Source organism: Bacillus sp. FSL K6-3459, from assembly GCF_038003305.1.
In the GTDB taxonomy this organism is placed as follows: Bacteria; Bacillota; Bacilli; order Bacillales; family Bacillaceae; genus Bacillus; species Bacillus pumilus_O.
The window spans coordinates 1,998,955-2,012,999 of the sequence record NZ_JBBOOW010000001.1 but is presented as its reverse complement, the minus strand read 5'-3'; the positions used below and the strand labels follow the sequence as shown (position 1 = coordinate 2,012,999).

The following is a 14,045-nucleotide window of genomic DNA, read 5'->3' as shown; positions in this document are numbered from 1 at the left end:
TTGGAGAGATACCTATGTTGTCACAAGAAGAGCACATCATCACTCAGCATATATTGCATGAAACGAAAGTGAAAAATAAAGACAACCTGACGAGGACAAATGCTTACAAGCGTTTTTATGATCGTCATCCAGAGATGAAATGGTCGCTGCTTGCTTCCTTTGTCTCGAGAAATGCTGGATGGTCTATGACGGATCTAAAGGGCGAGCTTTTCCATCCAGGTTTAACAGATCAAGAGGGGCACCTTTTTTTCACAGCATATGAAAGAGCGAATTGGCTGATCTTTTCAGATGCTTATCCCCAGCTTCTTTTGTATGAATGGTCTAAGCGGTGCGGCAAACCTTTGTTCCATCTGCTTCCGTATTTTTCTGTATCTCGTTTTATGAGCACTGAGTGGGAACGTTTTTGGCTAAAGCGTGACACAGAGCGCCTGCTTTATGCACTCATCATAAATGAACAATATACTATACAATCTCCTATTATACAAAATCCTCTTCTGAAAAAGAATGTTTTTCACTCGATTCAATATCTGTTTAGCGAGTGGGGACATTTTCAAACCGTTGTTTTCCCAACGGTGGACGGGCATTTGTACGGGTTAACCATACGAAAGTTTTCCCGCGTAAAAGAGCGTATTACATTAGGAAAAAAACTAGCGAAACTATTATTTCGTGCTGATTTATTTTCGGATTTTTATCATTTTTTGCATACTGTTCCGCATACCGGATCACGGTTTGATTTTGAGCCGTTTTTAGGGATCGCTAGGAGGTCAACACCTTTTCTTCGAACTGTTTATCCAGTGATGACACATTCATTAGACGATCAAAGAGAAGATTGGTTTCAAAAGAAATTGAGCCCAACTTTGTTTGATGCAGAGACATTACCAAAACAAATTGAGCTGACCGACTGGTATTTTCATAAAAAAAGACAGCTTCGTTTTCTTTTCTCATTAGAGCATTATTTTTTGCATAAATAAAAAGCAGGGGGTACCTGCTTTTTTTACGTGGATGGTCGATTAGGACCGCCAAGCTTTTTATCAAGCTGATCTGTACTGTTTTCTTTCCCTTTTGGCTTTTGCTCTTTTGGTGCTGGCTGCTTTTTCATGAAATCTACCTCCTTTGTCCTTAGAATTTACACAATCGGACGCAATCATACAAAGAAGGACAAGCAGATGTCGAAAAGGAAGAAATAGCGCTCATCTACACTTAGATTGGCGATTTGCTTCTAGTTTTGTCATGTGTGAAGGAGGGTGTGAAAGAAAAGAGAATGTAACGAGAGACGATAAAGGAGGAATCTGATGATGAGCGAATTTGTATCAAAAGAATCCATTTTGCAGTTATTAGAGGAAATCGAGCGAAAAATTGATGCGGTGGAAGAAGAACTATCTCTTGCTGTGAATGAAACAAAACGAATAGCCATAGAAGAGCAAGAGCAAATGATAGACCGGCTTGAATCTGAAGTAAAGGACTGTGAAGGGAAGATTCACGCAGCTGAGTATCAACTGGCGGCAAGACCGGCATACCACGCAGGGTAGCTTTCTATTTGAGCAATAAGTAATCGTTTGATAGGATGGTTCATAGAGGTGAACACTTTGGATAATCAAACATTACTTGAACATACACAAAACTTGAGAATATGGATCGAAGAGGCGTATGAGCAGTACCAAAAGGGAAAGGCTGAAGAGGAATACCCCGTTTATGATTTTCACACAGACATTCAGCCAGCCGTTGAGACATTTGATCAGAAAATGGAAGAGTGGCTCACTGCTGCGATCTCGTTTATTCATCTGGCGAAACCTAGATATTTACACGAAGAACAGCTTGAAGCCGTCAAAGAAAATGGGAAAGAAGTTGTCCTGCAATCTTATTTTGGCAAACAGCATGCACCCCGTGTGAAAAATTTAGTTGAGTCAGTGATTTACACACTGAACCTTTTAATAGAAGAAATTAACAAGCGCAGCTGAAGATATCGCTGCGTTTTTCTTATGTCTGCTTTAGGCACATCTTCTGTTTTTCAACATAATATATGAGTGACAAGACTATGCACTGAGAGCGAGAGGAGCGAGATATATGATCCCTTATTCAAACCAGCAGCCGTATGAATTCAATCCATTCAATCAAGGGCCTTTTCCGTATCCAGAAATGCAGCAACAGCCTCCGCAGCCTCCAGAATATTTCATGCCGCCGCATCAAGGTGGAATGAGCCAGGCATCACCTGTCGTCTATCAGCCGCCCTATGGATACCAAGAAAATGTGCCGCCTTATCAGCCGCCCGAAGCGATCAATCAGCCACAGATGCAGCCACCAGGCATGATGCCCATGCAGCAACCTATGAACCCTTATCCTTTGCCAAGACCGCAAAAACAGCAATCATCTCAATTTAAAAGTGTGCTATCGCAATTCAAAAAAACGAATGGACAATTGGACTTTAACAAAATGTTTGATACAGCTGGGCAAATGATGAGTACAATGAATCAAGTAGGCTCATTAGCGAAAGGATTTACGAGCATTTTTAAAGCATAGTGAAAACCCAATAGAAGGATCTATTGGGCTCTTTGCTTTGGTGCCGTCACACGAAGCGTTTGATCTTTCCACACGCTTTTCATGTTCGTCTCATCTATTTTTGCCGGCATTAAAATGGTTTTTGTAAAGCTCGAATACGAGGAAGCTGTATCCGTTTTAATTGTTTCCTGCACGGATAAGTGTAAATATTGGGCTTTTACTTCTAGCGCGATATCGCCTTCGACAAAATGGTCGGGAAATTGGATTACGATATACACAAACTGCTCATCCTCTGTCACATCAGTCGTAATCGATGCTAGTGAATGCGATGTGGTCATGAGCGCCTCCGCACTATTTAATATCTCATGAAACGGGGAGGATGCGAAAAATTGTTCAATCGCTTCATAGAGAATATCTTCATTTGCCAGCAATTCATGTTTCTTGTCGCCTTCATGTTTCAATTGGAATCACCTCTCTTCTACAGCCTATGCAGAAAGGACTCAGGCGGTTATCAATTGATGAGAGGAAAAAATTATGATTAAATAGTGTTGAATGAAGCAAGGTGTATGAGCGCAGCGTTTCATACACGGAATAGATCTAGAAGCAAAGCTTGAAGGGAGCAATTGACATTGCTGAAAAAATTATTCGGTTTCGGGAAAAACCAAGATGATGTAAAGGAAGAAATCATTTATTCTCCAGCTGATGGAGAGTTAATGGATATGACGGATGTACCAGACCCTGTTTTTTCTCAAAAGATGATGGGAGACGGCGTAGCAGTCAAACCAAATAGTGGAACGATTGTGTCACCAGTAGAGGGTGAAATCATTCAGCTCTTCCATACAAAACATGCAATTGGCATTCGAACACTCTCAGGGCTTGAGCTTCTGATTCATGTCGGACTTGAAACAGTGGGATTAAATGGTGAAGGATTTGAAGCGCACATCAAAGAGGGAGATAAAGTCAAGATCGGTGACCCTCTCATTACGTGTGATTTAGAACTGATTGAAGAGAAAGCGGCAAGCACAGTGACACCGATTGTCATTATGAATGGTGACTTGATCGAGCAACTCGATAAAGAACCAAAGGGATCTGTTGAAAAACAAACATCTAAGCTTTTTACTGTTAAGTTAAAATAATAAAAATAAAAAAACTACCCAAATGTATGAGGGTAGTTTTTTTGATGATATTAATCTTCCATCGGAACCCAGCCTTTACTTGCTTCCATAACAGACCACAATCCTTCTGGAATCAAATACTGATCTTTTTGGCTGCGTTTAATCACAGTTTCAATCTCGCTTTCTCTGCCTTCTTTAATCTTCTTTGCCCAATCTGGGTCGACGATCAGTTCACGTGCGACAGCGATAAGCGGAATTCCTTGGTTATAGGCACTTAGTGCATCTTCGGCTGTAATGACGCTGCCTACACCGATGAGCGGGAGAGTATCGCCACAGCGATCTTTGAGCAACTCCATACGCGTCTTATCCGTATCTGCACCGCGTCTTGCTTTAGAGTCAATCTCCATTAAAGAGATATGCAAATAATCAAGGTTTTTCGTTTTAAGAACATCGACTAAGGTAAACGTCTCTGTCATCGTTAAACCAGGCGTTTCTGGTTCTTCAGGGGATAATCGATATCCAAAGATAAACGGTTTTGTCGCATGCTTTTCGATTGCTTCTTTCACTGCATCCACAACAGCGATAGGGAAAGCTAGACGCTTTTCTTCATTTCCTCCCCACTGATCTGTCCGCTGATTGCTATGCGGGGAGTAAAATTGCTGTAATAGATAACCGTTTGCACCGTGGATTTCCACACCGTCAAATCCTGCTTCGACTGCTCGTCTTGTCGCTTCTTTAAAAGAGTCAATAATATGGACAATTTCCTCTTCTTTTAAAGCACGTGCTATCTGTTTTCCATCTTTAAACACGTCACTTGGCGCAACCACATCACCATTTGGAACTAAGTGAGGGAGAGCCTGAGAGCCGCCGTGATGAATTTGAATGATGGCTTTTGTTCCCTTTGCCTGAATCGCAGAAGCTAGTTTTTTCAGGCCAGGTATATCTTCATCTCTTGCGATAGAAGGCTGTCCTTCAAATGCCTTACCATCTGGAGTCACGTTCGCACATGCAGTGATCACCATGCCCATATCACTAGATCTAGCTGTAATGAAATCAATTTCCTCTTTAGAAATAGTGCCATCCTCGTGAGAACCGAAGTGTGTCATTGGCGCAACAACTAACCGGCCATCAATAGACGCACCTCCTGGAAACGTAAATGGTTCAAATAAAGGCTTAAATTCGTTTTTCACTCTCATCATCTTCTTCCTTGATAAAATCATTTCACTATAGAAGTGTAATAGATACTGTTACAACACTTCAAAGTATTTGCTCATAAGCTGCGCATCAAAAAATTGCCGCCTAGTCATGCAAACAAATATTCGGTACACTATGTAGGAGAGGTGATGCGATATGAAAAAGAAAACAATGAACGAACTCATAGAAGAATTAAAAAAAGACGAACAGGTAGAACATTGGCATGAAATTGAAGCGAAGCCTGCACAGACCTCTCCGGTGCCTGAAAGAGTGAATGAAAAGCTGAAAAAGGCGCTTGAGAAACGAGGCGTGAGTGAACTCTACATTCATCAAAAGGAAGCCTTTGAACGTGTGATGGACGCGGAGCATGTCGTAACTGTCACGCCAACAGCTTCAGGTAAAACACTTTGCTACAACCTGCCAGTCCTTCAGTCGATCGTCGAAGATCAGACAAGCCGCTCCCTTTATTTATTCCCAACAAAAGCGCTCGCACAAGACCAAAAGAGTGAACTTAACGAGATCATCCACGAGATGGATGTTCCGATTCATAGTGAAACATATGACGGGGATACCTCTCCCGCCATTCGGCAGCGAGTCAGACAAGCAGGACACATTGTCATCACAAACCCAGATATGCTACATTCAGCCATTTTGCCTCATCATACAAAATGGGTCAGCTTGTTTGAGAATTTGAAGTATATTGTCATAGATGAGCTACATACATATCGAGGCGTATTTGGTAGTCATGTGGCGAATGTGATTCGCAGGTTAAAACGAATTTGTGCATTTTATGGAAGTGATCCAATTTTCATTTGTACGTCCGCAACAATTGCGAATCCAAAAGAGCTTGCGCAGCAGCTAACGGGAAGCAAGATGCATTTGATTGAGCGAAACGGGGCACCTAGTGGTAAAAAGAATTTTGTGTTTTACAATCCGCCAGTTGTGAATAAACCACTAAATATTAGACAAAGTGCCGCCACTGTCGTTAATCAACTCGCTAAAACTTTTTTAAAGGAAAAAATCCAAACGATTGTTTTTGCTAGAAGCAGAGTAAGAGTTGAAGTAATTTTAAGTCATATTCAAGAGCTAGTGAAAAAAGAGATCGGCCCAAAATCAATTCGTGGATATCGCGGAGGCTATTTACCAAAAGAGCGGCGCGTGATTGAAAAAGGATTGAGAGAAGGAGACATTCTAGGTGTCGTCAGTACGAACGCACTTGAATTAGGTGTTGATATAGGTCAGCTCAAGGTCTGTATCATGACCGGGTATCCTGGCAGTGTAGCGAGTACATGGCAGCAGGCAGGCCGTGCTGGAAGACGTCATGAGGAAGCACTCATTATTATGGTGGCAAGTTCCTCACCCCTTGACCAATATATTGTCAGACACCCTGAATATTTCTTTAATAGACCGCCTGAAGCTGCCAGAATTAACCCAGAAAACCTCATCATTTTAGTGGATCATTTAAAATGTGCTTCCTACGAGCTTCCGTTTCAGGAGGATGAACAGTTTGGCGACATGGACGTAGAAGAGATTTTGCAATACTTACATGAGGAAGGCGTTCTCCATTTTAGCGGGAATCGGTATTATTGGTCAGATCAATCGTTTCCGGCGCATGGCATCAGCCTCCGGTCTGCAAGTCAGGAAAATGTCGTGATTGTGGATCAATCAGATGTGGCGAATGTTCGGATTATTGGCGAGATGGACCGTTTCAGTGCGATGACGCTGCTCCATGATGAGGCCATTTATTTACACGAAGGGGTTCAGTATCAAGTGGAAAAGCTAGATTACGAGCATCTGAAGGCTTATGTGAAACAAGTAGATGTAGAATACTATACAGATGCGAATTTAGCTGTTCAACTTAAGGTACTTGAAATCGATCAGACGACAGAGAAAGAAGCTGTATCTGTTCACTACGGTGATGTGACCGTCAACGCAATGCCTACGATATTTAAAAAAATCCGTCTGAGTACTGGTGAAAATATCGGGTCTGGACCGATTCACTTACCAGAAGAAGAAATTCATACGAGTGCGGCTTGGTTTGAATTACACGAGGCAGAGCGGAGATTTGAAGAGAAGACACTTGAACAGCTCCTGCTAGGCATCGCAAATGTTCTTCAGCACATTGTACCTGCTTTTGTCATGTGTGACCGTTCTGATATTCATGTGGTTTCACAAATTAAAGCGGCACATACCAGAAAACCGACGGTCTTTTTATATGACCATTACCCTGGCGGAATTGGTTTAAGTAAGGAAGTACAAGCTCGTTTCGATGAAATAGCAGGCGCAGCCATTCAGCTCATTGAGCGGTGCCGCTGTGAAAATGGCTGTCCATCCTGCATTGGCATGGAAATGAAAGAGGTCAACGGAAAAAGCAGCATCGTTGAATTGATGTCCGTATTTTAAGAGAAAGGAGGGGACATCTGCTCATGTCTTTAAAAGGGAAATTAAACAGAATGAAAAAGCATCTATCGCACAATCAGCCACAAGAAAACCGGCAGAAAACATCAGAAGGACAACCTCAGCCTGTGACTTCAGAAAATATCCCATTTTTAAGAGAATGGGAAGAATTAGGTGTGTTGCCTTATCATTTTGAGGATTCCTTTTGTCTGATTCGGGAAGTCACCTATTCATTAGATGATCAGCATGGGCGCTATTCGTTTGCGGAGCTGCCGAAAGTCATTGAGCAATGGAACGAAAACGGCATCCAGCATTCGCTATCGGCTAAAGGGTACAAGCCGCACGAGCTGTTTTTCTTTGATACTGAAACAACAGGATTATCTGGCGGTACGGGAAATATGATCTTCTTGCTTGGACACGCACGTGTTTTTTCTGACAAAGTGGTGGTGAAACAGCATCTGCTCACCAATCCAGGAAATGAAGCGGCTCTTTACAAAAGCTTTCTAGATGAGGTAAATGTAGAATCGTTAGTTACATATAATGGTAAATCGTTCGATTGGCCGCAAGTGAAAACGAGACATACACTTTTAAGAGATCAAATTCCTGCACTTCCTGAATTTGGCCATTTTGATCTTTTGCACGGATCTAGACGATTGTGGAAGCATAAATATGAACGAATGGCGCTATCTGTTGTGGAAAAGGAAGAGCTGCACGTGCAGCGTGAAAACGACACGCCGGGGTTTTTGGCACCGATGATTTATTTTCATTTTTTAAAGGAACAAAACCCGAAGCTGATTGAAGGAATCTTGACTCATAATGAATTAGACGTCTTATCGTTAATTAGTCTCTACATTCATCTATCTAAAAAAATACTATCTGAGGATGCGGTAAAGGAACACAATGAGAAATATGCGCTCGCTAGGTGGCATCTTGCTCATCGGGATGTACAGGAGGCAACGAAGCATTTGCAGGAATTAACGAATGCTGACTTTGAGCATGCGAATCAGGCGTCTTATGATCTTTCATTGCAATATAAACGACAAAACGAGTGGGATGAAGCGGTTCGAATATGGGACACATTATTTACATCAAGCGATGTCCATTTAGCATTAAAAGCGGGTATAGAACTTGCGAAGTATAAAGAACATCGTGAAAAAGATGCAAGATCAGCTCTATCTATCACTGAATCGTTATTATCATTCTCCTCGTTAAGTCAGCGAGAAACTGAAGAACTTGAAAAGCGAAAAAAACGGCTTTTGAAGAAAGCTGGGCAATAAACATTATTGCCCGGGAAAGCGCAAAACATGACAACGTTCGGCTCTCGGCCGAAAATAAAAATTGTTTAGCACTTTTATTGTAGAAAGGCCGCGAATCCTGTAAAATAACGTTAGATATTGAATGAGGAGCGTAGAGCATGTATAAGGGTCTTTTCTACTTGTTTTTTCTTGTTGTCATTTTGGTCGCTTTTGTGTTTTCAAACTATAAGGATGTTTTCCTTGCAAACTTTTAAAATAGGTTAATGCATTAGTACATGTACACCTCTTAATTCATACATTGTTAATGTAAGAAAATTAAGGAGAGGGGAATGCTACATGTATCATCATCATCATCATTGTCAGCCGAATGTTACACAGCCAATTGTTCATCCGACGAATCATTGCTGTACACACAGTGATTCTACAACAATTGTGCCGCATATCCATCCGCAACATGTGACAAATGTTCACCATCAAAATTTCAAACATGTTCACTACTTCCCGCATACGTTTTCTCAGGTGGACCCGGCAACACATCAACACTTTAACTGCGGTGGACCTTGCTGTAACAGATAAAGTGGAATGGGACTTTTATAAGTCCCTTTTTTTAAAAGCAGGTGAAAAAATGAAAATTATTGCTGTCACAGGGTACAAGCCATTTGAGCTTGGAATATTCAAACAAGACGAGCCTGCACTTCAATACATAAAAGCGGAGCTTCAAAAAAGGCTGACGGCTTTAATTGAAGATGGACTGGAGTGGGTTCTCATATCAGGCCAGCTAGGGGCAGAAATATGGACAGCCGAAGTGGTATTTGAGCTTCAAGAGGAGTATCCAGCGCTAAAACTTGCCGTCATTACGCCATTTTATGAACAGGAAGAGCGCTGGAATGAACAAAACAAAGAGTTGTATGAAGGAATTGTTGCACAGGCCGATTTTGTAGAAAGTGTCACGCATAGACCGTATGAAAGTCCGGCACAATTTAAACAAAAGAACCGTTTTTTTATTGAAAAAACAGATGGACTCCTCGCTCTGTATGATCCGGAGCATGATGGCTCGCCAAAGTACATGATCAAAGAAGCGGAAAACTATACCGATTACCCCATTATGTACATCACAATGGATGATTTGAGAGCGCAAGTTGAGGCGGAAGATCCGTTTTTTGATGAAAAGCAAGAGAAAATTTGACAACGTCACGTATTTCTGAAAAAATATACTATGAATTCACGATATGAGGTGAAAAAGATGCTTGCTGATAAAGTAAAGCTTTCTGCGAAAGAAATTTTAGAAAAAGAATTTAAAACAGGTGTCAGAGGATACAAACAAGAAGAAGTCGATAAATTTTTAGATATGGTCATTAAAGACTATGAGACATTCAACCAAGAAATCGAAAAGCTTCAACAAGAAAACCTCCATTTGTCTAAACAGCTTGAAGAAGCCGTTGAGCAAGGGAAAAGACAGCCTACACAGTCTAATACAACAAACTTTGATATTTTAAAAAGACTATCTAACCTTGAGAAACACGTTTTTGGAAGCAAACTTTATGATTGAGCCTTGCTGAAAAAGCTTGTGCCTCATGTCATTGTCGTTTATAATAACGCTTGTTGATTAACGTTCGGGTAATCGCTGCAATGCATTTAGACATTGCAGAGGAAAGTCCATGCTCGCACGGTGCTGAGATGCCCGTAGTGTTCGTGCCTGGCGAAAAGATAAGCCAGGGCAGCCTGGGAAAGGCTGACGGCAGGAAAAATGCCTACGTCCTTTTAGGATATGGCAAAGTATCCTTGAAAGTGCCACAGTGACGAAGTCTCACTAGAAATGGTGAGAGTGGAACGCGGTAAACCCCTCGAGCGAGAAACCCAAACTTGGTAGGGGAACTTTCTCAAAGGAACCAAACGGAGAGAAGGACAGAGTATTCTGTAGATAGATGATTACCACCTGAGTACGAGGCATTTGCCGTTTGCAGTACAATGGAACAAAACATGGCTTACAGAACGTTATATCCGTTATTATAAACATGATGAAAACAAAGCTCTCCTATTTCAACATATGGAGAGCTTTTATCTTGGAATACATAAAAGGACGAGAAAACAGGTGATAATTCAATGAAAACCTATACACTTATTGCAACGGCTCCAATGGGGATTGAAGCGATTGTTGCAAAAGAAGTAAGAGACCTTGGCTACGACTGCACAGTAGACAACGGAAAAGTGATTTTCGAAGGGGACGCTCTTGCGATTTGTCGTGCGAACCTTTGGCTACGTACAGCAGACCGAATAAAGGTACAAGTTGCTGAATTTTCGGCAAAAACATTCGATGAGCTGTTTGAACGCACTAAGGCGATTGACTGGGCTGCATTTTTACCGAAAAACAGCACGTTCCCAGTCATTGGTAAATCTGTGAAATCACAGCTTGCCAGTGTGCCGGATTGCCAGCGTATCGTCAAAAAGGCGATTGCGCAAAAGCTTATATCATCTTACAACATACAGTCTGAATGGCTTGAAGAAACAGGACCTGAGTATAAAATTGAGGTTGCCCTCTTAAAAGATAAAGCTGTCCTTACGCTTGATACATCTGGTGTAGGCCTTCATAAACGGGGGTACCGCATGGATCAAGGCGGAGCACCTATTAAAGAAACCCTTGCGGCTGCACTCGTGCTATTAACGAACTGGACACCTGACCGTCCGTTTGTTGATCCCTTCTGCGGATCAGGAACAATCGCTATTGAAGCGGCCATGATTGGACAAAACATCGCCCCAGGGTTTAACCGAGATTTTGCTTCAGAGTCATGGGAATGGATTGGTGAAGACGTATGGAACAAAGCGCGTCACGAAGTGGAAGAAAAAGCAAAATATGATCAGCCGCTCCACATTATTGCAAGTGATATCGACCACCGGATGATAGACATTGCCAAAATGAATGCGGAAGAAGCAGGACTAAGTGAATTGATTGAGTTTAAACAAATGCAAGTGAAAGACTTTCAAACAAAAGAAGATTACGGTGTGATTGTCGGAAATCCGCCTTATGGAGAACGACTCAGTGATAAACCAGCTGTTGAAAAAATGTATCAAGGAATGGGCGAAGCATTTAAAAGCCTAGACACATGGTCCATTTACATCTTAACGTCACACGAAAAGTTCGAAGAGTGCTTTGGTAGAAAAGCAACGAAAAAGAGAAAACTGTTTAATGGTTTTATTAAAACAGACTATTACCAATACTGGGGAAAACGCCCGCCTAGAAAACAGACAACTGAATCATAAAAAATGGTCACACCTACAGAAGGTGTGGCTTTTTTTACCCCAGAAAGGTATAAACCTTCACGGGACGGAATAAACTGAACTTGATTTTAAAAAAAGAGGTGTCTCCATGATACAATATGATCAATTTCAGTTAATCCAAAAAGCACTCGATTCGACTGCTCAAGAAATGAAAGGGCAAGAAGGTGGACAATCTGCTCAGCTGAATGCAGCCATCGAAGATTTAGCGCTAGCTCAGGCTTACATAGAGCGATCTGAGCATGCATTTTTAATGAAAGAAACGTATCATCATCGTTTGCGGTCATAAAAAAGATTGTCATTCCCCAGCATAAATGTTACTATAGAATGTCTGAATGATTCAAAAGTTGGGGGTTGAAGCAGGTGACAGCATCTCGTTTGCCTTTTTCATTATCAAAAGAACATAATTTTTACGAAGAACTGGGCAACTGGATTGGTGATGTGTTCTATGACATTTTGCCAGAAAAGGGCTTTGATCTTCGAGATGAACAAATATTTATGGCTTTTCAACTAGAAAGAGCCTTTAAAGAAAAAAGTGTGATGTTTGCCGAAGCTGGGGTAGGCACAGGCAAAACCATCGTTTATCTATTATTTGCGGTCACATATGCAAGGTATACAGGGAAGCCTGCGATTATTGCATGTGCAGACGAAACGTTAATTGAACAGCTAGTGAAACAAGAGGGTGATATCTATAAAATTGCCAATCACCTTGATATTCAAATAGATGCGAGATTAAGTAAATCGCATGATCAATATTTATGCTTAAAGAAATTAGAGAAAACCATGCAGCGTGAAGATGATGAGAAGTGGCTTGATATTTATGAATCGCTTCCTTCGTTTGTTCATGAATCACATGGGATGCAGAACTTTTATCCGTATGGGGATCGTAAAGAGTACCCAGAGCTATCCAATGATGAATGGTCACGTATTGGCTACGACTCGTTTCAGGACTGTTTGACGTGCGATATGCGTCATCGCTGTGGATTGAATTTATCAAGAGATCATTACCGGAAAGCAACAGATCTCATCATCTGTTCTCATGATTTTTATATGGAGCATGTGTGGACAAAGGAATCTCGCAAACGCGAAGGTCAGCTTCCGCTGCTTCCAGAACATAGCTCCGTTGTATTTGATGAAGGCCACCTTCTTGAATTTGCCGCACAAAAAGCACTGACATACCGCGTGAAGCAATCCATGCTCGAAACCTTTTTAGAGCGCCTGCTTCAAAACGATATACGCGAGGAGTTTGCCGAACTCGTTGAAGATGCACTTGCTACAAACGATGAGTTCTTCTATCTCTTAAAAACACATGCCAAAGAAATCAAGGGCTCACATCGACTTGAAATTGGACGTGTGGATGAGGTGAAGCGTTCTGCAAGTGAATTGTGTGATTTACTTGAAAAAATCGGAGAAGCACTCGTATTTGAATCAGAGATGTATACAATTGATCAATACGAATTATCTGTTGTAGAAGAGTACATTGAACAAATGGCGTATTCTCTGTCGCTTTATCAAAAAAATGCGATTAGCTGGCTTGAAAAACAGGAATTAGATACGACATTTGTTGTGATGCCAAAGACTGTCGCAGAGGTGCTTGGTGAAAAGGTATTCTCGCAAAAAAGACCATACATTTTCTCTTCTGCTACATTGTCTGAAAATCAATCCTTTGATTATTTAGCTGAAAGTCTTGGGATTAAAGATTATTTATCAATGAGTGTCGCTTCGCCGTATGATTACGATGAGCAAATGAAGATTTATTTCCACGGGATTCAGCAGCTTCAAGAGCAAGAAGTAAAAGCACAGCAAGTGATCACTCATCTGAAAGATAATGGAGGACGGTCTCTCATTTTGTTCCCTTCATTTGATGAACTTCATTTCTTTAGAAAGCAGATTGAGGCATCGAATGATTCACTTCCTTTCGATGTGTACTTTGAGGGAGACGAGGAAATCAGTACAATTGTTCGGAAATTCCAAGCGGATGAGACATCTGTATTATGCTCAGTTCACCTTTGGGAAGGGCTGGATATTCCAGGACAATCCTTAACAAATGTGGTCATCTGGGGACTTCCTTACCCGCCTCATGATCCGGTATTTGAGGCAAAGCGGAATGAAGCAAAGGATGCTCGTGCTGAAGTCGACCTTCCGTATATGTTGCTACGCTTGCGACAAGGTATTGGAAGACTGATTCGGACAAGCCAAGATGCAGGAACCATTCATATTTACTTTGACCATAAGGAAAATGCAGAGCTTCAAAGTAAAATTGAATCCGTTCTGCCAGTAAAGCCAATCATTACATCTTAAATCATATATAACG

The 14,045-nt window shown here is 41.4% G+C and carries 16 protein-coding genes and 1 other RNA gene; 14 read left to right on the top strand and 3 right to left on the bottom strand.

Annotation, left to right across the window (positions count from 1 at the left end; translation table 11 throughout):
* Positions 1–14 precede the first annotated feature (14 nt).
* Positions 15–971 carry a DUF2515 domain-containing protein gene (locus MHI35_RS10035; protein ID WP_335349473.1) on the top strand — a complete coding sequence of 319 codons (957 nt, stop codon included), beginning with the start codon at positions 15–17 and terminating at the stop codon, positions 969–971.
* Between the two features lie 23 nt (positions 972–994).
* Here the strand turns inward: MHI35_RS10035 and sspM are convergent, their stop codons facing one another.
* Entirely contained in the window at positions 995–1,099 is a 105-nt protein-coding gene (gene sspM, locus MHI35_RS10030) for an acid-soluble spore protein SspM (RefSeq protein ID WP_012010346.1), read from the bottom strand.
* 196 nt (positions 1,100–1,295) lie between these two features.
* Here sspM and MHI35_RS10025 point away from each other — a divergent pair, with 196 nt between their 5' ends.
* From MHI35_RS10025 to MHI35_RS10015, 3 genes are all read left to right on the top strand, one after another.
* Complete coding sequence (locus MHI35_RS10025) at positions 1,296–1,529, top strand: DUF5446 family protein (RefSeq protein WP_249407480.1); 234 nt, start codon at positions 1,296–1,298, stop codon at positions 1,527–1,529.
* Positions 1,530–1,586: 57 nt separating this feature from the next.
* A complete protein-coding gene (locus MHI35_RS10020) occupies positions 1,587–1,958 on the top strand; it encodes a YppE family protein (protein ID WP_088001031.1) in 372 nt (123 codons plus the stop codon).
* A 106-nt stretch (positions 1,959–2,064) separates the two neighbouring features.
* On the top strand, positions 2,065–2,517 hold the full coding sequence (locus tag MHI35_RS10015; RefSeq protein WP_335349474.1) for a YppG family protein: 453 nt from the start codon (positions 2,065–2,067) through the stop codon (positions 2,515–2,517).
* A gap of 20 nt (positions 2,518–2,537) precedes the next feature.
* Here MHI35_RS10015 and MHI35_RS10010 read toward each other — a convergent pair whose 3' ends face one another.
* Positions 2,538–2,957, bottom strand: a complete 420-nt coding sequence (locus MHI35_RS10010; RefSeq protein ID WP_144521281.1) for an Hsp20/alpha crystallin family protein — start codon at positions 2,955–2,957, stop codon at positions 2,538–2,540.
* 168 nt (positions 2,958–3,125) lie between these two features.
* Here MHI35_RS10010 and MHI35_RS10005 point away from each other — a divergent pair, with 168 nt between their 5' ends.
* Positions 3,126–3,632 (top strand): PTS sugar transporter subunit IIA, encoded by a 507-nt coding sequence (locus MHI35_RS10005; RefSeq protein WP_211064267.1) that lies wholly within the window; start codon positions 3,126–3,128, stop codon positions 3,630–3,632.
* A 50-nt stretch (positions 3,633–3,682) separates the two neighbouring features.
* Here the strand turns inward: MHI35_RS10005 and MHI35_RS10000 are convergent, their stop codons facing one another.
* On the bottom strand, positions 3,683–4,801 hold the full coding sequence (locus MHI35_RS10000; RefSeq protein WP_284553845.1) for an NADH-dependent flavin oxidoreductase: 1,119 nt from the start codon (positions 4,799–4,801) through the stop codon (positions 3,683–3,685).
* A 160-nt stretch (positions 4,802–4,961) separates the two neighbouring features.
* Between MHI35_RS10000 and MHI35_RS09995 the strand changes: the two genes are divergently transcribed.
* From MHI35_RS09995 to MHI35_RS09955, 9 genes are all read left to right on the top strand, one after another.
* Positions 4,962–7,208: a DEAD/DEAH box helicase gene (locus MHI35_RS09995; protein WP_335349475.1), complete on the top strand. Its 2,247-nt coding sequence runs from the start codon at positions 4,962–4,964 to the stop codon at positions 7,206–7,208.
* Positions 7,209–7,231: 23 nt separating this feature from the next.
* Positions 7,232–8,479 (top strand): ribonuclease H-like domain-containing protein, encoded by a 1,248-nt coding sequence (locus MHI35_RS09990; RefSeq protein ID WP_335349476.1) that lies wholly within the window; start codon positions 7,232–7,234, stop codon positions 8,477–8,479.
* A 315-nt stretch (positions 8,480–8,794) separates the two neighbouring features.
* Positions 8,795–9,034, top strand: a complete 240-nt coding sequence (gene cotD / locus MHI35_RS09985) for a spore coat protein CotD (protein ID WP_034661015.1) — start codon at positions 8,795–8,797, stop codon at positions 9,032–9,034.
* A 49-nt stretch (positions 9,035–9,083) separates the two neighbouring features.
* Positions 9,084–9,644, top strand: a complete 561-nt coding sequence (locus MHI35_RS09980; RefSeq protein WP_213019792.1) for a DUF1273 domain-containing protein — start codon at positions 9,084–9,086, stop codon at positions 9,642–9,644.
* A 57-nt stretch (positions 9,645–9,701) separates the two neighbouring features.
* Positions 9,702–10,007: a cell division regulator GpsB gene (gene gpsB, locus MHI35_RS09975; RefSeq protein ID WP_211064272.1), complete on the top strand. Its 306-nt coding sequence runs from the start codon at positions 9,702–9,704 to the stop codon at positions 10,005–10,007.
* 60 nt (positions 10,008–10,067) lie between these two features.
* An RNA gene (gene rnpB / locus MHI35_RS09970) (RNase P RNA component class B) lies at positions 10,068–10,451 on the top strand.
* A gap of 110 nt (positions 10,452–10,561) precedes the next feature.
* A complete protein-coding gene (locus tag MHI35_RS09965) occupies positions 10,562–11,716 on the top strand; it encodes a THUMP domain-containing class I SAM-dependent RNA methyltransferase (RefSeq protein ID WP_335349477.1) in 1,155 nt (384 codons plus the stop codon).
* Between the two features lie 106 nt (positions 11,717–11,822).
* On the top strand, positions 11,823–12,020 hold the full coding sequence (locus MHI35_RS09960; protein WP_211064274.1) for a hypothetical protein: 198 nt from the start codon (positions 11,823–11,825) through the stop codon (positions 12,018–12,020).
* Between the two features lie 74 nt (positions 12,021–12,094).
* Positions 12,095–14,032: an ATP-dependent DNA helicase gene (locus MHI35_RS09955; protein WP_335349478.1), complete on the top strand. Its 1,938-nt coding sequence runs from the start codon at positions 12,095–12,097 to the stop codon at positions 14,030–14,032.
* Positions 14,033–14,045 lie beyond the last annotated feature (13 nt).